Below are 20,479 nucleotides of genomic sequence, written 5' to 3' on the forward strand. Positions count from 1 at the left end.
CTAATTTGCGGCTCACTAAAATAATGGCATACGGAAGCATGCTGAGTATTCACTTTAAATCTTATATATCATGAAAGTATATCAGACGAATGAAATTAAGAACATTGCCCTCCTCGGCAATGACGGCTCGGGTAAAACCACTCTCACGGAAGCGCTGCTCTTTGAGAGTGGTATTATAAAACGTCGCGGCAGAATTACTGCCAAGAATACGGTCAGCGATTACTTTCCGGTGGAGCAGGAATATGGTTATTCCGTGTTTTCCACCGTTTATCATGTGGAATGGAACGGTAAGAAGCTGAATATCATAGACTGTCCGGGTAGCGATGATTTCGTGGGGGCAGCTATTACGGCACTCAATGTAACCGATACGGCCGTGTTGTTGCTGAACGGGCAGTATGGTCCCGAAGTAGGTACTCAGAATCATTTCCGTTATACGGAGAAGTTGGGCAAACCGGTTATTTTCCTTGTGAACCAGCTCGACCATGAGAAGTGCGATTATGATATGGTACTGGAGCAATTACAGTCGATTTACAGCTCGAAAGTAGTGCCTGTTCAATATCCGTTGGCTACCGGACCGAATTTCAATTCGTTGATTGATGTACTTCTGATGAAGAAATATTCGTGGGGACCGGAAGGCGGAGCACCTACTATCGAAGAGGTTCCCGCCGAGGAAATGGAAAAGGCGACCGCTTTGCATAAGGCGTTAGTGGAGGCTGCTGCCGAACACGACGAGACGCTAATGGAGAAATTCTTTGAACAGGATTCCCTGAGCGAAGACGAGATGCGTGAGGGTATCCGTAAGGGGCTGGCTTCCCGCGGTATGTTCCCTGTGTTCTGTGTATGTGCGGGTAAGGATATGGGAGTACGCCGTCTTATGGAGTTCCTAGGCAATGTCGTTCCGTTCGTAGACGAGATGCCGCCGGTACATAATACGCGTGGGGAGGTTGTGAATCCCAATCCGGATGCGCCTACTTCTTTGTATTTCTTCAAGACGGCGGTGGAGCCGCATATCGGCGATGTGCAGTATTTCAAGGTTATGAGCGGTAAAGTGCATGAGGGAGACGATTTTACGAATGCCGACCGGGGCTCTAAGGAACGTATCGCACAGATTTATGCCTGCGCGGGCGCCAACCGTATCAAGGTGGAGGAAATGGTGGCCGGTGACATCGGTTGTACGGTAAAACTGAAAGATGTACATACCGGTAATACGCTGAATGCCAAAGGAGCCGAGAACCGTTTCAACTTTATCAAATATCCGAATTCCAAATATTCCCGCGCTATCAAGCCTGTGAACGAGGCCGATACGGAAAAGATGATGTCTATCCTGAACCGTATGCGCGAGGAAGACCCGACGTGGGTTATCGACCAGTCTAAGGAGTTGCGCCAGACAATCGTGCATGGACAAGGCGAATTTCACCTGCGTACGTTGAAGTGGCGTTTGGAGAATAATGAGAAGTTGCAGATTAAGTTCGAAGAACCGAGAATTCCATACCGCGAAACTATCACGAAGGCTGCCCGTGCCGATTACCGCCATAAGAAACAGTCGGGAGGTGCTGGTCAGTTTGGCGAAGTCCACCTGATTGTAGAGCCTTATTACGAAGGTATGCCGATGCCGGAAACTTATAAGTTCAACGGACAGGAATTCAAGATGAATGTGAAGGGTGTAGAGGAAGTTCCATTGGAATGGGGCGGCAAGCTGGTGTTTGTCAACAGTATCGTGGGAGGTTCTATCGACGCCCGTTTTATGCCGGCTATTCTGAAAGGTATCATGTCGCGCATGGAACAAGGTCCGCTGACCGGTTCGTATGCCCGTGATGTGCGTGTCATCGTGTACGACGGCAAGATGCATCCGGTAGATTCGAATGAAATCTCCTTTATGCTGGCGGGTCGTAATGCGTTCAGCGAAGCGTTTAAGAATGCCGGTCCGAAGATTCTGGAACCTATTTACGATGTGGAAGTGTTTGTTCCTTCCGATAAAATGGGCGATGTAATGGGCGACCTGCAAGGACGCCGTGCCATGATTATGGGTATGAATAGCGAATCCGGCTATGAAAAGCTGATTGCTAAGGTTCCTTTGAAGGAGATGTCCTCTTACTCTACGGCGTTGAGTTCGTTGACGGGCGGTCGTGCTTCGTTCATTATGAAGTTTGCCAGCTACGAGCTTGTTCCGAGCGATGTACAGGATAAACTTATCAAGGAATTCGAAGCCAAGCAGGCAGAAGAATAGAGTTTTTTAATAAATAGTAAAAGCCGTTGTTCGCTCATAGTGAGGAATAACGGCTTTTTTATTAACACTGATTAGGAATACGGATGAATGTGAATGTTAATATTTAATTTTTTATTAAATTTGCAAACCAAAGGTGTCTTGTTTTGTTATAATGCTCGTAATGCAACCTAAAAAATATTCTACGGTTAATTAACGAGAACACCCGGTTAAATCAGGTTAATTTGTTAGGAATGTTAATTAGGGAGTGTTAATTTTGTGACTATGAAAAAGTCGACAATATGGATATTGGGCATCGTTATGGGTCTTTCTTTCATTAGTTTGCTGTATCTGCAAATCAGCTATATTGAAGAAATGGTGAAGATGCGTAACGAGCAATTTGATGAATCGGTGAAGCGCGCTTTAATGGCCGCTTCGAAGGATGTGGAGTCCGCGGAAGTTGACCGTTGGTTGAGGGAGGATATCTCCGAGGCGGAAAAAAGAGCCTGGGAACAGAGTTCGCAAGGTAAAGGGCTGATTCAGACACAACGTTTTACGGTTACATCGCCGGACGGGACGAGATATTCGTCCATTGAGCTGAAGACATTTACCAACGAGGCGTCGGAGTTGCCGAGAGCGATGATTTCGCGGAAACATGGAACGAAAACGATACCTCAGACGTCGCGTTCGCTGGCAGATGCTATAAAGAACCGTTATCTGTATCAGCGGGCTTTGCTGGATGAGGTGGCGTGGCAGATGATTTACCGTGCCAGCGACAAACCGATAGAGGAACGGGTGAATTTTAAGAATTTAGACCAGTATCTGAAATCGGGCTTGATTGACAACGGCATCGAGCTGAATTATCACTTCAAGGTGATAGACCGGGACGGCAGGGAGGTTTACCGTTGTTCGGATTATAGCGATGAAGGCAGTGAGAGTTCTTATTCTCAGCCCTTGTTCCTGAACGACCCGCCTGCGCGTATGAGTATCGTCAAGATACATTTCCCGGGCAAGAGGGATTATATTTTCGATTCGGTCAGTTTCATGATTCCGTCGATGATATTTACCTTCGTCCTGTTGATAACGTTCATCTTCACGATTTATATCGTGTTCCGCCAAAAGAAGCTGACGGAGATGAAGAATGACTTTATCAATAATATGACGCACGAGTTCAAGACGCCGATTTCGACTATTTCGTTGGCGGCGCAGATGTTGAAAGACCCGGCGGTCGGCAAGTCCCCGGCGATGTTCCAGCATATATCGGGCGTTATCAACGATGAAACGAAGCGGCTCAGGTTCCAGGTGGAGAAGGTGCTCCAGATGTCGATGTTCGACCGTCAGAAGGCAACGTTGAAGATGAAGGAACTGGATGCCAATGAACTGATTACCGGTGTAATCAATACGTTCGCCTTGAAGGTGGAACGGTATAACGGAAAAATCGAGTCCGATTTGAAAGCGACCGACCCGGTTATCTTTGCGGATGAAATGCATATAACGAATGTCATTTTCAATCTCATGGATAATGCGGTGAAGTATAAAAGGCCGGATGTGGACTTGCTGTTAACGGTAAAGACCTGGAACGAACCGGGTAAGCTGATGATTTCCGTACAAGACAACGGTATAGGGATTAAGAAAGACAATTTGAAAAAAATATTTGATAAGTTCTACCGCGTGCATACAGGTAATCTGCACGATGTCAAAGGCTTCGGGCTTGGTCTGGCTTATGTGAGAAAGATTATTCAGGACCATAAGGGAACCATCCGGGCGGAAAGCGAGCTGAATGTCGGAACTAAATTTATTATTGCATTACCTTTATTAAAAAAATGATTGATATGGATGAGAAACTGCGTATTTTATTATGCGAAGACGATGAGAATCTTGGCATGCTTTTAAGAGAATATTTACAGGCTAAAGGTTATGCAGCCGAGTTATATCCCGACGGAGAGGCAGGATACAAGGCTTTCCTGAAGAATAAATATGACTTGTGCGTGTTCGATGTAATGATGCCCAAGAAAGACGGGTTTACACTGGCGCAGGAGGTGCGTGCCGCGAATGCGGAAATTCCCGTAATATTCCTGACGGCTAAGACCTTGAAAGAGGATATTCTGGAAGGCTTTAAAATCGGTGCGGACGATTACATCACCAAGCCGTTCAGTATGGAAGAGCTGACTTTCAGAATTGAAGCTATCTTGAGACGCGTCCGCGGCAAGAAAAACAAGGAAAGTAATATCTACAAGATTGGTAAATTTACTTTCGATACCCAGAAGCAGATTTTGTCGACGCCCGAAAAGCAGACCAAGCTGACCACTAAAGAATCGGAATTGCTGGGTTTGCTCTGTGCGCATGCCAATGAAATCCTGCAACGCGACTTTGCTTTGAAAACTATCTGGATTGACGATAACTATTTCAATGCACGCAGCATGGATGTGTATATCACAAAATTGCGTAAGCACCTGAAAGAGGATGAATCTATCGAGATTATCAATATCCACGGAAAAGGATATAAGCTGATTACCCCGGAGGCCGATTCCTGATAAGTTTCGGTTTTCCGGATGCCGGAAAATAAAAAAAGACGATTGCAACGCAACCGTCTTTTTTTATTTCTTTTTCTCGGTATTAATCCGCAATTCTCTTGTTGATAAGAATGTAAGAAATCAATCCTATTACAATTAAAACAGCGCTGGTCCCCAAGATAGCGTTGTTGTTTACATTGCCGGTAAGAGAACATGCAACCAAGATTGCAGCCCCTACCAAGATTAATATCAATCCCAGATTTTTTAATAAGCCTTTCATGTGTGTGTATTTTAATAGATTATTATTTTCGTATTCTTGTCACAAAGAAAAGCATAATTCTTTAACAAGCGAAATTATTTTTGCAAAAAAACCATATTTTAATGAAGAATGAAGAATGAGAAGTGAAAAATGAGGCTTTTTCTTAATCTTTCGTATTAAAAAATATCTTTCTTAGCACTTCCTGGCTCACGCTTAACTCTTCGATAGTAATATCTTGCAATGCTTCCTTTAACGTTTGGTTGGCTATGACACGGGCACGTTCTTCCAACTCTTTGCCGTCTTTGGTAAGGTGGATGAGATTGGTGCGGCGGTCTTTTTTGTCGGAGATGCGCACTACGAGGTGCTGGCGTTCCATATTGTCTATAAGGCGGGTCATACTGGGTTTATCCTTGAAAGTTGCATTGCACAACTCTTGTTGCGTTACCCCGTCCTTTTCCCACAAGAAGATGAGGACGGTCCACTGCTCGGGAGTGATTTCCAAACCGTTCTGCCTGAAATTACGTGATAATTTGCGGTTAATCGCAGCGGATACCTTACCGTTGAGTATGGCGAATATCAGCCGGATATCAAAGTTGAATTGCTCTATCATGAAATTATTGTTTAAACAACTTTGCAAATATAGTGTAAGTTGAAGACAATACAAAATAAGTCCGCTTATTTTTGTAGTTCAAAATAAAATGCCTACCTTTGCACCCGCATTTAATAAAAGAATAATTTATTTATTTAATTAAACGAGTATGAATCAATACGAAACCGTTTTCATTTTGACTCCCGTTTTGTCTGATGTTCAGATGAAGGAAGCGGTAGAAAAATTCAAAGGCATCCTTACCGCTGAAGGTGCTGAGATTGTAAATGAAGAAAACTGGGGATTGAAAAAGCTGGCTTACCCAATCCAGAAGAAATCCACCGGTTTCTATCAACTGATTGAGTTCAATGCAGAACCTACTGTCATTGAGAAACTGGAAATAAATTTCCGTCGTGACGAACGCGTTATCCGTTTCCTGACTTTCAAACAGGACAAGTACGCTGCCGAGTATGCTGCGAAGAGAAGAAGTGTTAAATCAACTAAAAAGGAGGATTAATCATGGCACAACAAGTTCAATCAGAAATCAGATATTTAACTCCGCCCTCAGTAGACGTTAAGAAGAAAAAATACTGCCGTTTCAAAAAGAGCGGTATTAAGTACATCGACTACAAAGACCCTGAATTCTTGAAGAAATTCTTGAATGAGCAAGGTAAGATTCTTCCGCGTCGTATTACAGGTACTTCTTTGAAGTTCCAGCGTCGTGTAGCTCAAGCTGTGAAAAGAGCGCGTCACCTGGCGTTGCTGCCTTATGTAACTGACATGATGAAATAATAGGAGGAGGAAAGTATGGAAATTATATTGAAAGAAGACATAGTAAACTTGGGTTATAAGAACGATATCGTAACCGTAAAGTCCGGTTATGGTCGTAACTACCTCATCCCGACAGGGAAAGCAGTCATCGCTTCTCCTGCTGCAAAGAAAATGCTGGCTGAAGAATTGAAGCAGCGCGCCCACAAACTGGAAAAAATCAAGAAAGACGCTGAAGAACTGGCTGCCAAGCTGGAAGGCGTATCTTTGAAGATTGCTACGAAAGTCAGCACGACCGGTACTATCTTCGGTTCTGTAAGTAACATCCAGATTGCTGAGGAATTGGCTAAATTGGGTCATAACATCGACCGTAAGATTATCGTTGTGAAAGACGCAGTGAAGGAAGTAGGTAACTACAAAGCTATCGTTAAGCTGCACAAGGAAGTTTCTGTTGAAATACCTTTCGAGGTAGTTGCTGAAGAAGCATAATATAGAATTCTATATACGGAAAATCCCGGTTTCTGAAAAGAAGCCGGGATTTTTTTATAAGAGTAGGAGCGGGGTTTGCCTCTCACTGCTATCCTTTTCCGGAAAGGTATAAAAAAAGTCTGTCCGTGCTTCCGCACGTCAGACTTTCAATTCCCTCTAAATTGGTTGCAGGAGAATTATTCTGCTACAACTGCTGCGCTATCTGTTGCAGTAGAATCAACTGCTTCGGCTTCAGCTGCGGCTGCTTCTACAGCGGCAATTGAATCAGCGATACGGATAGAATCGGCTGTTGCCTGTTCAGCGTTAGCGGCTTTGTTACCACAAGATGCGAAAGATACTGCTACGATAGCTACGGCCATCAAAACTAATTTTTTCATTTTCTTTGCTTTTTAAAACGTAATACAATCAATTGCTTTATTAAAACGATGCAAAGGTAGGTACTTTTTAGATATGTTGTTCTTCAAAGCCCAACTTTTTTTATATTTTTTTTGAAGGAAAGCCCGTTTTCCTTGCTTTTAGTATGTTCTGCAACATATTAATCGTCTGCAATACTATTGTATAAATATCGTTTGATACTCCTTTTAGGCGTTTTCTCGAATTCGGTCGGGTAAAGTTGTATCCGGCTTACCTTTTCGTAAGCAGCAATGCTATTATTCAGGTTTTTAAGGTTTTCGTCCATAATAGTCTTCAAGCTTTCCGAATTGTTTAACCCCAGGGAATCCAAAGCCTCATAGTCGGCATAGACTAAAGCCACCAGTTTCTTGTTGCGTTCGATAACAAGGCTTTCCAGGACAAACGGCATATTGTTCAGGCGGGCTTCTATTTCTTCCGGGAAGATATTCTGCCCGCTGGAACTGAGAATCATGGTTTTGCTGCGTCCGCGGATGTAGAGGTTATTATTTTCGTCCAGCGTGCCTAAATCGCCCGTGCGCAGCCAGCCGTCTGCGGTAAAGACCTCCCGGGTAGCTTCCGGATTCTTGTAATAGCCCGCCATTACGTTTTCGCCGCGCACCTGTATCTCGCCGAGTTTATCATCCGCGTTCTCTTTATAGATACGTGCTTCCATGATGTCGAGCACCCGTCCGGAAGAAGTCGGTATGAATTCATTCCACGGAGCATAGCTGATAAGCGGTGCACATTCCGTCATGCCGTAACCGATAGTAAACGGAAATTTGATACGGTGAAAGAACTCCTCCACTTCCGGATTCATGGCAGCACCGCCGATAATGACCTCCTTGAACCTGCCACCCAGCGCATCTATCAGCTTCTTACGGATTTGCCCGTATATCTGCCCGTCCAGTACAGGAATGCTGAGCGCCCATTTCATGCTCCTCTTGTTGATAATAGGTTGAATGACATTCTTGTATATCTTTTCGATAACGAGGGGTACGGTTATTATCAGGTTGGGCTTTACTTCTTCGAACGCCTTCATCAGAATTTTGGGAGAGGGTATTTTGCCCAGCAGAGTAACGTGCGTACCCACCGCCGTTGCCGTCAGGAAGTCGAAGGCGCAACCGTAAGCATGCGCCAACGGCAGGAAAGACAGCACCTTATCGCCCTTCTTCAACAGTCCGGTACGGATACCGAAGGTAACGTTGCCTGCCAGGTTGTTTCCGGTCAGCATGACACCTTTACTGAATCCCGTCGTGCCGGAAGTATAGTTCAACAACATGATTTTATCGTTGGCAAGGTCGGTGTAAGTTACATCTTCCCGGCGGAATCCCTCCGGATAAACCTCGTCCATTTCATCGTCCAGGTGCTTGAGGAAACGTTGGATAGTTTCTCCGTCGCGCTGGTACAGACAGCGGAAATCGCTGAGAGAAAATACACCGCGCAAGCCGGTAAGCCGTTCTTCCTCCAAGAGCTCCCAAATAACATCGCTGGTAAAAAGGAATACGGATTCGGAGTGGTTGACGATGTGGTGCACGTCATTCGGATTAAAATCCTGTAAGATAGGGACAACGATACCACCATAAGTGATGACCGCCATATAAGCAATGCACCAGCGGGCGTTGTTCTTGCCGATAACTGCTATCTTGTCGCCGCGGCGCAGGCTGCAATGCCTGAATAACAGATGTAATTTTGCAATCTCCTGTGCTACCTGCCCATAGGTATAACTTTCGTTTTCTCCGTAATCGGTGTAGCAGGGAAGCTCCCAATTTTCACGGAAACTATGCTCGTATAGCTTGATGAAGTTCTCTTGTATCATTGCACGCTTTTTGATGAATTGTGCAAAAGTAGGAAAAATATAATAATAATGTGTACCTTTGCCGTGCAAATGTGATTTAGGCTCATGATAGATACCAATATATTTCAAGATAAGACAGCGGTTTACTATACGTTGGGATGCAAGCTGAATTTCTCGGAAACCTCGACTATCGGTAAGATTTTGCGGGAGGCAGGCGTGCGTACGGCACGCAAAGGCGAGAAGGCGGATATATGTGTGGTAAACACCTGCTCGGTAACAGAGGTGGCTGACAAGAAATGCCGCCAGGCTATTCACCGGCTGGTGAAGCAGCATCCGGGAGCTTTTGTGGTAGTTACAGGATGCTATGCCCAGTTAAAGCCGGATGCGGTGGCGAATATAGAAGGAGTGGATGTAGTTCTCGGAGCCGAGCAGAAAAAAGACCTGCTGCACTACCTGGGCGATTTGCAGAAGCACGAAAGCGGCGAGGCCTATACCTCCGCGTTGAAGGACATCCGTTCGTTCGCCCCGTCGTGTTCGCGTGGCGACCGTACCCGTTTCTTCCTGAAAGTACAGGACGGATGCGATTATTATTGTTCCTATTGCACCATACCCTTCGCCCGTGGACGTAGCCGTAACGGAAGTATCGCCTCCCTGGTCGGGCAGGCACGCCAGGCGGCAGCCGAAGGCGGAAAGGAGATTGTACTCACGGGAGTCAATATCGGCGATTTCGGTAAGACAACGGGAGAAACCTTTTTCGATTTGGTGAAAGCGCTGGATGAGGTAGAAGGTATCGAACGCTACCGCATATCCTCTATCGAACCCAATCTGCTGACAGACGAGATTATAGAGTTCGTATCGCGTTCGAAACGGTTCATGCCCCATTTCCATATCCCTTTGCAGTCGGGCAGCGATGAAGTGCTGAAACTGATGCGCAGGCGGTACGATACAGCTTTGTTCGCCGCTAAAGTGAAAAAAATAAAGGAAACGATGCCCGATGCCTTTATCGGGGTAGATGTCATCGTCGGTACACGCGGGGAAACGGAAGAATACTTCGGGCAGGCATACCGGTTCATTCGAAGTCTGGACATAACGCAGCTCCATGTGTTCAGCTATTCCGAACGTCCGGGTACACAAGCCTTGAAAATAGAACATGTGGTATCGTCCGAGGAAAAACACCGGCGCAGCCAGCTTTTGCTGGAGCTGTCGGAAGAAAAGACACGTACGTTTTATGCCCGTCATACCGGGCAGGTGATGCCCGTTTTGCTGGAACGTTCCAAGCCGGGAACGCCGATGCACGGCTTCACCCCGAATTATATCCGGGTAGAAGTTCCGCATGACGACGCATTGGACAATCAGGTAGTCCCGATGCGTATGGGCGATTTTAATGAAGAAGGTACAGCCCTTTTGGGAATGATAAGTGATAGCAAGGAATGAAATCGAGATTAATCTACTGGTTGACTTATGCCGGCATGTGGCTGTTGGCGCTGCTGCCTTTCAGAGCGCTCTACGCGTTGTCCGACGGGCTTTGCTTTTTGATGCATCGCATCGTGCATTACCGGCGCAGGGTAGTACGCACCAATTTGCGCAATGCCTTTCCGGAGAAGTCCGAAGCCGAGTTGCGGGAGATAGAACGCCGGTTCTACCATTACATCTGCGATTATATGCTGGAAGAAGTGAAGATGCTGCGTATGTCCTTCAAGGAACTTTGCCGCCGCATGGAGTATGACAATAAAGAGGAGTACCTCGCCATGATTGAAAAACATGGCGGTATCGTGCTGCTCATACCGCATTATGCCAATTTCGAGTGGATAATAGGTATGGGAACCATTATGCGGGAGGGAGATATACCCGTACAGATTTATAAACCGCTGCATAATAAATATATGGATGCAGTGTTCAAACGCATCCGTGCCCGTTTCGGCGGTTACAATGTGCCGAAACATTCTACGGCGCGCGAGATTATAAAGCTGCGGCGCGATAACAAACGCGTGGCGGTAGGAATGATAACCGACCAGTCTCCCAATTTTAACGAGGCACATCATTGGACGACTTTCCTGAACCAGGACACCGGTTTTATGGACGGCGCCGAGCGCATCGCCAAACTAATGGACTTCCCCGTATTCTATTGCGAGCTGAAAAAACAGAGCAGAGGATATTGCAGGGTACGGTTCGACTTGATAACCGAAACACCGAACCAAACGGCCGACGGGGAGATAACGGAACTCTTTGCCCGCCGCCTGGAACAGACAATCCGTCGGGAGCCGCCTTATTGGTTCTGGTCGCATAAGCGCTGGAAGCTGAAACGCGAAGATGTAATACAGCATGGATAAGATTGCTGTCGTCATATTGAACTGGAACGGTTGTGAAATGCTCCGTTCATTTCTTCCTTCCGTGGTACGCTGTTCCGCTGCGGAGGGTACGGAGGTCTATGTGGCAGACAATGGCTCGACAGACGCATCCGTTGAAATGCTCCGCCGGGAGTTTCCTTCCGTACACCTTATTATACTGAACGAAAATCACGGTTTTGCCGAAGGCTATAACCTTGCTTTGCAACAAATATCCGCCGAATATGCGGTATTGTTGAATTCAGACGTGGAAGTTACGGAACATTGGCTCGTACCGCTCGCGGACTATATGGATGCTCATCCCGAGGTTGCGGCGTGCCAGCCCAAAATCCGGAGCTGGAGACATAAAGAACTGTTCGAGTATGCAGGTGCGGCCGGCGGATTCATAGACCGTTACGGCTATCCCTTTTGCCGCGGTCGGATAATGGGAACGGTAGAGAGAGACAACGGACAGTATGATACCGTTGTCCCGGTATTCTGGGCTACGGGAGCCGCATTGTTCATCCGCCGGAAAGACTACCTGGATGCCGGCGGGCTGGACGGACGGTTCTTTGCCCACATGGAAGAAATCGATTTGTGCTGGCGGCTCCGTGCACGCGGCCGGATGCTGGTGTGCGTACCCCGGAGCACGGTTTACCACGTAGGCGGTGCAACCTTGAAAAAAGAGAGCCCCCGCAAGACCTTCCTCAATTTCCGTAACAATCTTGTCATGTTATATAAAAACCTGCCGCCGGAAGAACTGGTCTCAGTGATGCGTGTACGTACCGTACTCGACTATGCGGCAGCCCTGAGTTTCCTGCTGAAAGGCCAGCTACCTAATATGTGGGCGGTGATTCGCGCACGCTGCGCTTTCCGTTCACTCCGTCCTTCATTCGCATCCGCCCGTGAGGAAAACCTGAAAAAAACATGCCTCTCCGTAATTCCCGAACGGACAAAAAACAGTATATTGTCGCAGTTTTATTTACATGGGAAGAAATACTTCTCCCAATTGTAAGAACTGTTACCCGTTTCGGATTGTTTATCTTTTAAAGTTATTGCTTATGGAAAAATTAGTTAGAAAGATTGGACTGGTGGCGCACGATGCCATGAAGAAAGACCTTATAGAATGGGTACTTTGGAATTCGGAGTTGCTTATGGGACACAAATTCTATTGTACGGGTACTACGGGAACCCTTATACTGGAAGCGTTGAAAGAGAAACATCCCGATGTAGAGTGGGATTTCACGATTCTCAAGTCTGGTCCTCTGGGCGGTGACCAGCAAATGGGCTCCCGCATTGTAGACGGAGAAATCGATTACCTTTTCTTCTTCACCGACCCCATGACTTTGCAACCGCACGATACCGACGTAAAAGCATTGACACGCCTTGCCAGTGTGGAGAATATCGTATTCTGCTGCAATCGCAGTACGGCAGACCATATCATTTCGAGTCCGCTTTTCCTCGACCCCACATACGAACGTACCGTTCACGATTATAGCAATTATGCCAAGCGGTTTGAGAATAAGCCGGTTGTTGCCGAAGCTGTGGAATCGGCGAAAAGGCGCAAACAAAGAAAATAGCGGGAAACGCCCCCTGCATAAACAAGAAACGCCCTGCCGAAAGATAATACCGGCAGGGTGTTCTTTGTTTATACACTTTCTTCCCTGTCGCAATGCACCTCTACGCCTGCCGCATCCAAATCCGCATTCATAGGCGGATTACGTTTGGACAGTTTCAAGTCTATGCTTTCAACGGTGGGAAATTCACGGAACAAACGCTTTATTATGCGTCCGCATACATGCTCCAGCAATTTGGAAGGGATAGCCATTTCTGTTTTCACCGCTTCATACACATCGGCATAACTTACTGTATTTATCACATCGTCTGTTTCTGCCGCACGGCCGATGTCTGTTTTCAGCCGTAAGTCGATGATGAAGTCATTGCCCACTATGGTTTCCTGCCCGCCGACACCGTGGCGGGCAAAGAAGTGCATCCGGTCTAAAAATACGTAGCTGTTCATACTTGGTAGATATATTCTTTGGATGCAAACATATAGATAAAATCTTTGTCCTGCAACTGTAAAGGGGTAATTGCCGTATGTTTCTGTAAAAAACACTTTTTACCTGCCAAATCTTTCCGCATTATGGAATATTTCCTATCTTTGCGCCATGACAACAACGTTTAAATCGGATTTGGTGCAGTAAACAATCTGTGTTTTCACAGATTGTCCTTTCGTTTACTCTCGGATAACTCCCTTTCGAGAGCGTTTCCTTATTGTTATAATTCAAGTTTAACCAGCATGCAGCGGTGCACGGCACTGCCGGGCTTCCTATGCATGCACAATACATTACGAAAATGAGTAACGAAAATAAAACGATTTACGATTTCGAACTTAACCAGATTTACGATTTCTTTTCCACCATGCAACGGCAAGGACCCGGAAGCCCCGAGGTTACGCTGAAAGCGCTGGGATTTATAGACAACCTCACCGGCGAGTCCCGTATAGCCGACCTCGGTTGCGGAACGGGCGGACAGACAATGGTACTGGCGGAACATGTGCCGGGGCACATTACCGGGCTCGATATTTTTCCCGGCTTTATCGAAATCCTCAATCGCAAGGCGAGGCAGGCAAGCTTGCAAGACAAGGTGAAAGGGATTGTGGGCTCTATGGATGCCCTTCCTTTCCGGGAGGAAGAGCTGGACTTGATTTGGTCGGAAGGAGCTATCTACAACATCGGCTTTGAGCGCGGGCTGCGCGAGTGGCGTAAATACCTGAAACCGGGAGGATATATCGCCGTATCCGAGAGCTCGTGGTTTACGGATGAACGACCGGCGGAAATCAATGACTTTTGGGTGGATGCATATCCCGAAATGGATACGCTGCCCAATCAAGTAGCCAAAATATATAAGGCGGGCTATCTTCCTGTCGCTACATTTATCTTGCCGGAAAATTGCTGGACAGAACATTACTTTGTACCGAAACATGCGGCGCAGGAGGCTTTTCTTGCCAAATATGCAGGAAATAAGGCTGCTGAGGAATTCAGTGCATACCAGGCCGCCGAGGAAAAGCTGTACGACAAGTATAAGGAATTCTACGGCTATGTGTTTTTCATAGCGAAAAAGACGGAACCTTTTCCGGGAAAAGCAGAGTAACACCGCTTCCCGGAAAAGATAAAATCATCCTGTCGGCATAAATCCATGCTACAAAATAAAATCATCCCGTGGGATAAAACCGCTTTATCCCGCGAGATGATTTTTTTGTTGTATATCCGCTTGTTTACCGGCCGGCCTGGGCGATAAGTTCCCTCACTTTTTCGTTCAGGCTTTCCGCCTTCATCAGTTGTTCCAGCGTCAGATGCATACGCCAGCGCCAGTAATGGCGCGGGTTGGCAGGGATATTGATACGCTCTTCCTGCACATTCGGGTTGCGCCATTTACCGTCCATGGACATCCAGTCCTGCAGGGAGAGGATACATAGAATGGAGTTGCTGTACAGATGTTTACGTACTACTTCCTCGCAAAGCTCGGGCGTGGCAACTGCGGGAGCAACACCGTAATGGCCGAGCATCGTGTTGTAGTAACGTTGCGTTTGCTGGAAGTCCTCCTCCCACCAGCCGCGTAGGGTAGACATATCGTGCGTGGATATGGTGCAGACGGAACGGTACGGATACCAGTCCGGATGCCCGAACTCCTGCGCGGGGTCCTTGGGCATACGCTGTATCTCCAGAGAGAGAATACGCAAATCGTTCATCACCCATGCCACGCAGCCGGGAATCATACCCAAGTCTTCGCCGCACACCAGCATACGGGTGGATTGCGTCAGTTGCGGCAACTTATTCATTGCCTGTTCGCGCCAGAATTCATTGTGGCGGTGATAATAGTACTGGTCGTACAGGCGGTTGAAGGCGGCTTTCTCCCAATCGTTCAGCGAACGGTAGATAAAGTCGTGCTGCACACCGATACGCGGGTGGTACTTGTACGGGTCGTTGCGGTCGGGCACAAACAATACGTCGCTGATAAGCGCATACAAACCGTCGCGCACCCAAATACTGTCTTCATCCGTCTTGCCGGCGAAGTAAGCCTCTACTTTACGCTGGGTATCGAACTCCGGACGCATCCGGTAGATTTCCCAGGTATCTGTCGGCTCGATGAAAGTCTGCTTCACATAGTCGGTATGCGGGCCGAACATCTGTCCGAGGAAATACTCGTGTATGTACGGCCTTAAGAATTCGTCGCGGAAATGAAGCCCGTAGCTCTCTATCTCCTCGCGCGTCATGGGCAGGGCGGGTACGAACTGCCCCAGCAAGCCGTGTACGGCGTGCATCGGAATTTCCCAGATACGGAAGAAGCCGAGGATATGGTCTATGCGGTAGGCATCGAAATATTCCGACATTTTGCGGAAACGCTTCATCCACCATTTATAACCGTCTTTCTCCATGACATCCCAGTTGTAGGTGGGGAAACCCCAGTTCTGCCCGTTTACCGAGAAATCATCGGGTGGAGCGCCCGCCTGTCCGTTCAGGTTGAAATAGTGGGGTTCCGTCCATGCCTCTACACTGTTGCGGCTGATGCCGATAGGTATGTCGCCTTTCAGTACGACGCCGTTGGCGCGTGCATGCTCGGTGGCGGCGAGCAGTTGCAGGTGCAGGTTGAACTGGATGTAATAATAAATAGCGATATGCGGATAGTCCGCAGAACCGGGCTGGCAGAGCTTCTCTATCTCCCGGGCATCGTAACTGTTGTATTTAGGCCACTCGCGGAAGTTGGGCGTCTTGTAGGCGTCGCGCAAGTAGCTGAAAACGGCGTACGGCTGCAACCATTCCTTGTTGGACTCGAAGAACTCGCGGAAAGCCGCCGATGCCAGCACTTTTTCCCCTTCCTGCTTGAAGATGAGGTGGAAGTATTCCCATTTAATCTTGTTGACCGCCTCGTAATCGACGGTAGGCAGGGCATTCAGCTCCTTCTGCCGCTTGTTGAACTCCGCCATGACTTTTTTGTCCTTCAGCGCACCCAGTTGTTTCAAGTCTGTGTACATCGGGTGGAAGGCATAAATGGAGATGCTGTTGTAAGGATAAGAATCCGTCCATGTATGCGTCATGGTGGTATCGTTAATAGGCAGAATCTGTACGGCTTTCTGGCGGGTGCTTACCGCCCAGTCTATCATACGTTTCAAATCGCCGAAGTCACCTACGCCGAAACTTTTCTCGGAACGGAGCGAGAATACGGGTACGGCAACCCCCGCACCTTTCCAGGCGGGAAGGCTGAAATACACATAGCGGTCGCCGATAACCAATGTCTCGTTGGAGCCTATCTGCGGGTCTGCCATGTACCGGTTAGGATTGTTCTCCCAGCAAACGGCGCGGCGCTCCTTCTTATTGTAAAGGATGAATTTGTATTCCAGCGGGAAGTGGATTTTCGAGGCATCCACCTCCACCTGCCATTCCGGGAAATCGGCGTCGCTCATAAGGACGGCCTTGTCCGGGTTCCAGTCTCCGAATGCCGGCTGGTTTCCACAGATTCCCAGGCAGTGGTCGCTGTCGATGCAGGGAGCATATGCCTTTATCAGCAGCCCCCTCTTGTGCCCTTTGGGGGCGGCACTGCGTCCGCGGTGTGCCAGGAGCGATTCCGTGAAAGCGGAAGTATAGAAATATTGCTGTTCCGGCAAGTTCTTCCAGCAATCCTGCAACCGGTAAACCTTTTGGGAACTTCCGGAGAGGTAGAGGGTGCGGGGCAGGTTGTTCCACTCCGTACGTATAGGCCGGCCGTCTTGGAAAATGCAGTAGCCGTACTGGACGAGTCCGCCTTCCGGCGCTGCGATATTTAATTCGGCGCTCCAGTGGATGCCGTCTACGGTTTGTAAAGGAAATGCTTTGCCGGGGTGTCCGTCGCCGAGCTCGGGGATAGAGCCCGAAACCCTGACTTCCTCTCCCCAATTAGTTCTGTACTCGATATTAAATAATAAAGTCATATATATTAGATTTAGAAATAACAATAGCTGCAATGATTATGCAAGTATAGAAAATATTCACCATAATCATGCAGCTATCGCCGGCTATCTCATTTAAAATCCTATGCAAACGTTTGTGCTTCCTGCAAGCCTTATCCGCAGCGGGATGCACCGCAGGTAGTACAGATGAGGCAACCCTCCTGGTAAACCAACGTTTCGTTGCCGCAGTTGGGGCACTTCTTGCCTTTGGCTTCGGTTCCGTCCGTTACGTATTTCTTCAAGGCACGCTCCACGCCGTTTTTCCAGGTGTTGATATTTTCGCTGTCCAGTTGCAGCGAGCTTACCAGCTTCAAGACCTGTTCGATAGGCATGCGGTAACGCAATACGCCGGAAATCAGTTTGGCATAGTTCCAATATTCCTTGTTGAACTTCTCGGACAAGCCCTCGATAGTAACCTTGTAACCGCGCTTGTTCTCGAACTGGAAGTCGTAACGCTTGTTGCCGTTTTCATCGACATTCTTGATAATATGCCCTGTCGAAACATTCTTCGGCAGGATGATACCCTCGTCATCGTCCTGCAGACCGGTGAATATTTCGTAAGGATGCCCGTCCAGCAACCCGACGAAAGCCACCCATTTCTCTTTATTGTTCTGGAAGCGCACCACGTCTGCCTCCAATACCTTCGGGCGGGTTTCGACAACCGTAGGCGGCTTGCACGGCGGAAGTTCTTCCTTCTTGTCGCTCTTGGCGGAGATGAGCACGCCGGAGCGCGAACCGTCGCGGTAAACCGTACAGCCTTTGCAGCCCGATTTCCATGCCTCTACGTACAGCCGGTTCACCAGCTCCTCGTCCACATCGTTCGGCAGGTTGATAGTAACGCTGATAGAGTGGTCTACCCATTGCTGGATACGTCCCTGCATCTTGACTTTCATCAGCCAGTCCACATCGTTGGAAGTGGCTTTGTAATAAGGCGACTTCTCGACCAATGCGTCTATCTCCTCCTGGGTATAACGCTTGGCAGGGTCGTAGCCCGCCGCTTCCATCCACGTAACGAATTTGGGGTGGAACACGATATATTCTTCGAAAGCATCTCCCGTTTCGTCCACGAAATCGATATGCGCGTTGGCATCGTTCGGGTTGACCTTGCGGCGACGTTTGTAAACCGGCAGGAATACGGGTTCGATGCCGGAGGTGGTCTGCGTCATCAGACTGGTCGTGCCCGTCGGTGCAATGGTGAGGCAGGCGATGTTACGGCGCCCGTACTTCTTCATATCCTCGTACAGTTCGGGGTCTGCCTCGCGCAGGCGGTTGATGAACGGATTGTCCTTCTCGCGCTCGCTGTCGTATATTTCGAATGCGCCGCGTTCCTTCGCCATTTCTACGGAGGAGCGGTAGGCGCTCAAGGCAACCGTCTTATGTACTTTCTCTGCGAATTCCGTTGCTTCCTCCGTGCCGTAGCGCAGTCCCAGCGCTGCAATCATATCGCCTTCGGCGGTGATACCCACACCGGTACGGCGTCCCTGTCCGCTCTTCTTATATATTTTCTGCCACAGGACATTTTCCGTATGCTTCACGTCCTCGCTTTCCGGGTCGGCATCTATTTTGTCCATGATACGCTCTATCTTTTCCAGCTCCAGGTCGATGATGTCGTCCATGATGCGTTGTGCCAGTGCAACGTGTTTCTTGAACAGGTCGAAGTCGAAGTAAGCGTCCGGCTTGAAAGGATTGACTACGTAGGAATACAGGTTGATAGCCAGCAGGCGGCAGGAATCGTAGGGACACAACGGTATTTCGCCGCAGGGATTGGTGGATACGGTGCGGTAGCCCAAGTCTGCATAACAGTCAGGTACGGACTCCCTCAATATGGTATCCCAGAAAAGTACGCCGGGCTCGGCCGATTTCCATGCGTTGTGCACGATTTTCTTCCACAAGTCGGTGGCGCTGATTTCCTTCTTGAACAGCGGGTCGGCGGCGTCGATAGGATACTGCTGTACATACGGCTTACCGTCGATAGCCGCCTGCATGAATGCGTCGGTCAGCTTTACGGATACGTTGGCGCCCGTAACCTTGCCCTCTGTCATCTTTGCATCTATAAAGGCCTCCGAGTCCGGATGCTTGATAGAAACGCTCAGCATCAATGCCCCCCGGCGTCCGTCCTGTGCGACTTCGCGGGTGGAGTTGGAGTAACGTTCCATGAAAGGAACCAGCCCGGTCGAAGTAAGGGCGGAGTTCTTTACCGGCGAACCTTTGGGGCGGATGTGCGACAAATCATGCCCTACACCGCCGCGGCGTTTCATCAGTTGTACCTGCTCCTCGTCTATCTTGAAGATAGCACCGTAAGAATCGGCTTCGCCGTCTACACCTATGACAAAGCAGTTGGAGAGGGATGCCACCTGGTAATTGTTACCGATGCCCGTCATCGGGCTTCCCTGCGGAACGATGTACTTGAAGTGGTCTAACAAGCCGAAAAGCTCTTCGGAGCTCAATGCGTTAGGATACTTGGCCTCGATACGGGCTACTTCATTGGCTATTCTCCAATGCATGTCTTCCGGAGACTTTTCGTAAATATTCCCGAAAGAGTCCTTGACTGCATATTTGTTTACCCAAACCCTTGCAGCCAACTCGTCACCCTGGAAGTATCGTAAAGATTCTTCGTAGGCTTCGTCATAAGAATAAATTTTCTTTTCCACGATGCGATATCTCTTAGATTTAATTGTAAATAAGTAAAAGTGTAGAAGTCGTACTTATTCGCTAACAAATGTGATTGCAAATCTATGAATGTTTTTCGTTATGGCAAAATAAAAACCGAAGTTTTTATTAACCGGATATGAGTTTCCCGATTTCTATATTTAATTATTTGATTTACATAAAAATAGCTTTTTCGGGAGAACAAAAAGTTTTCTAAAAAGAAAATCGGGTCAACGTAAAAATCTGAGGAGTATATCTGATAAAATCTTATCTTTGCCTGCAACAACAGCACAGTAATTATGGAAGCTAACGGTTATCGTCTCCTTCTTCCCGAAGGGATATTGGATTATTTCAACATTTCCGATGTAAAGGAAAGCAGTAGTGAAATCGTGATTTACCTGGAAGAGAAAAATGAGCTTCCCGGTGAGTATTCGAATGTCAAAGTGGAAAGCAAAGGCTTCTACGCTCCTGTGGTGGTTCAGGACTTCCCCGTCCGTGGCAAGCATCTTTTCCT

The 20,479-nt window shown here is 47.9% G+C and carries 19 protein-coding genes; 12 read left to right on the forward strand and 7 right to left on the reverse strand.

Annotation, left to right across the window (positions count from 1 at the left end; genetic code table 11):
• The first annotated feature begins 70 nt into the window (after positions 1-70).
• The 3 genes from C233_RS0116940 to rprY all read left to right on the forward strand — a co-directional run bounded on the left by C233_RS0116940 (position 71) and on the right by rprY (position 4,737).
• Positions 71-2,227: an elongation factor G gene (locus C233_RS0116940; protein WP_018668743.1), complete on the forward strand. Its 2,157-nt coding sequence runs from the start codon at positions 71-73 to the stop codon at positions 2,225-2,227.
• Between the two features lie 261 nt (positions 2,228-2,488).
• Positions 2,489-4,030: a sensor histidine kinase gene (locus tag C233_RS0116945; RefSeq protein ID WP_025069053.1), complete on the forward strand. Its 1,542-nt coding sequence runs from the start codon at positions 2,489-2,491 to the stop codon at positions 4,028-4,030.
• Between the two features lie 5 nt (positions 4,031-4,035).
• Positions 4,036-4,737, forward strand: a complete 702-nt coding sequence (gene rprY, locus C233_RS0116950; RefSeq protein ID WP_025069054.1) for a response regulator transcription factor RprY — start codon at positions 4,036-4,038, stop codon at positions 4,735-4,737.
• A gap of 82 nt (positions 4,738-4,819) precedes the next feature.
• Here the strand turns inward: rprY and C233_RS24585 are convergent, their stop codons facing one another.
• A complete protein-coding gene (locus C233_RS24585; RefSeq protein WP_018668746.1) occupies positions 4,820-4,996 on the reverse strand; it encodes a hypothetical protein in 177 nt (58 codons plus the stop codon).
• A 142-nt stretch (positions 4,997-5,138) separates the two neighbouring features.
• A complete protein-coding gene (locus C233_RS0116960) occupies positions 5,139-5,585 on the reverse strand; it encodes a MarR family winged helix-turn-helix transcriptional regulator (RefSeq protein WP_009123072.1) in 447 nt (148 codons plus the stop codon).
• A 148-nt stretch (positions 5,586-5,733) separates the two neighbouring features.
• Between C233_RS0116960 and rpsF the strand changes: the two genes are divergently transcribed.
• The 3 genes from rpsF to rplI are packed head-to-tail and all read left to right on the forward strand — an operon-like array spanning position 5,734 to position 6,818.
• Positions 5,734-6,078, forward strand: a complete 345-nt coding sequence (gene rpsF / locus C233_RS0116965; protein ID WP_005657357.1) for a 30S ribosomal protein S6 — start codon at positions 5,734-5,736, stop codon at positions 6,076-6,078.
• 2 nt (positions 6,079-6,080) lie between these two features.
• Positions 6,081-6,353 (forward strand): 30S ribosomal protein S18, encoded by a 273-nt coding sequence (gene rpsR, locus C233_RS0116970; RefSeq protein WP_004288442.1) that lies wholly within the window; start codon positions 6,081-6,083, stop codon positions 6,351-6,353.
• A 15-nt stretch (positions 6,354-6,368) separates the two neighbouring features.
• The gene (gene rplI, locus C233_RS0116975) at positions 6,369-6,818 is read left to right on the forward strand and encodes a 50S ribosomal protein L9 (RefSeq protein ID WP_018668747.1); all 450 of its coding nucleotides are present in this window, start codon (positions 6,369-6,371) and stop codon (positions 6,816-6,818) included.
• Between the two features lie 176 nt (positions 6,819-6,994).
• Here rplI and C233_RS0116980 read toward each other — a convergent pair whose 3' ends face one another.
• Together C233_RS0116980 and C233_RS0116985 are read right to left on the reverse strand one after the other, a co-directional pair.
• The gene (locus tag C233_RS0116980) at positions 6,995-7,195 is read right to left on the reverse strand and encodes a hypothetical protein (RefSeq protein ID WP_018668748.1); all 201 of its coding nucleotides are present in this window, start codon (positions 7,193-7,195) and stop codon (positions 6,995-6,997) included.
• A gap of 158 nt (positions 7,196-7,353) precedes the next feature.
• Positions 7,354-9,027, reverse strand: a complete 1,674-nt coding sequence (locus tag C233_RS0116985) for a long-chain fatty acid--CoA ligase (protein WP_025069055.1) — start codon at positions 9,025-9,027, stop codon at positions 7,354-7,356.
• An 84-nt stretch (positions 9,028-9,111) separates the two neighbouring features.
• Here C233_RS0116985 and mtaB point away from each other — a divergent pair, with 84 nt between their 5' ends.
• From mtaB to C233_RS0117005, 4 genes are read left to right on the forward strand one after another with little or no spacing between them, the layout of a single operon-like run.
• A complete protein-coding gene (gene mtaB / locus C233_RS0116990) occupies positions 9,112-10,440 on the forward strand; it encodes a tRNA (N(6)-L-threonylcarbamoyladenosine(37)-C(2))-methylthiotransferase MtaB (RefSeq protein ID WP_018668750.1) in 1,329 nt (442 codons plus the stop codon).
• On the forward strand, positions 10,437-11,336 hold the full coding sequence (locus tag C233_RS0116995; RefSeq protein WP_018668751.1) for a lysophospholipid acyltransferase family protein: 900 nt from the start codon (positions 10,437-10,439) through the stop codon (positions 11,334-11,336). Before mtaB ends, C233_RS0116995 begins: the two co-directional genes overlap by 4 nt.
• Entirely contained in the window at positions 11,329-12,345 is a 1,017-nt protein-coding gene (locus C233_RS0117000; protein ID WP_018668752.1) for a glycosyltransferase family 2 protein, read from the forward strand. The genes C233_RS0116995 and C233_RS0117000 overlap by 8 nt, the downstream gene beginning before the upstream one ends.
• A 46-nt stretch (positions 12,346-12,391) precedes the next feature.
• A complete protein-coding gene (locus C233_RS0117005) occupies positions 12,392-12,910 on the forward strand; it encodes a methylglyoxal synthase (protein ID WP_025069056.1) in 519 nt (172 codons plus the stop codon).
• 68 nt (positions 12,911-12,978) lie between these two features.
• Here C233_RS0117005 and folB read toward each other — a convergent pair whose 3' ends face one another.
• Complete coding sequence (gene folB, locus C233_RS0117010; RefSeq protein WP_018668754.1) at positions 12,979-13,350, reverse strand: dihydroneopterin aldolase; 372 nt, start codon at positions 13,348-13,350, stop codon at positions 12,979-12,981.
• Positions 13,351-13,685: 335 nt separating this feature from the next.
• On the opposite strand from folB, the gene C233_RS0117020 reads away from it, so the two are divergent.
• On the forward strand, positions 13,686-14,483 hold the full coding sequence (locus C233_RS0117020; RefSeq protein WP_025069057.1) for a class I SAM-dependent methyltransferase: 798 nt from the start codon (positions 13,686-13,688) through the stop codon (positions 14,481-14,483).
• A 124-nt stretch (positions 14,484-14,607) separates the two neighbouring features.
• Here C233_RS0117020 and C233_RS0117025 read toward each other — a convergent pair whose 3' ends face one another.
• Together C233_RS0117025 and C233_RS0117030 are read right to left on the reverse strand one after the other, a co-directional pair.
• Positions 14,608-17,298, reverse strand: a complete 2,691-nt coding sequence (locus C233_RS0117025; RefSeq protein ID WP_018668757.1) for a 4-alpha-glucanotransferase — start codon at positions 17,296-17,298, stop codon at positions 14,608-14,610.
• A gap of 131 nt (positions 17,299-17,429) precedes the next feature.
• Positions 17,430-19,967, reverse strand: coding sequence for an adenosylcobalamin-dependent ribonucleoside-diphosphate reductase (locus C233_RS0117030; protein ID WP_018668758.1), 2,538 nt, complete (start codon positions 19,965-19,967; stop codon positions 17,430-17,432).
• Positions 19,968-20,264: 297 nt separating this feature from the next.
• Between C233_RS0117030 and C233_RS0117035 the strand changes: the two genes are divergently transcribed.
• The coding region (locus tag C233_RS0117035) for an ISAon1 family transposase N-terminal region protein (protein ID WP_018668759.1) at positions 20,265-20,479 on the forward strand (215 nt) is incomplete at its 3' end.

The sequence above is a fragment of the Bacteroides gallinarum DSM 18171 = JCM 13658 genome (genome assembly GCF_000374365.1).
In the GTDB taxonomy this organism is placed as follows: domain Bacteria; phylum Bacteroidota; class Bacteroidia; order Bacteroidales; family Bacteroidaceae; genus Bacteroides; species Bacteroides gallinarum.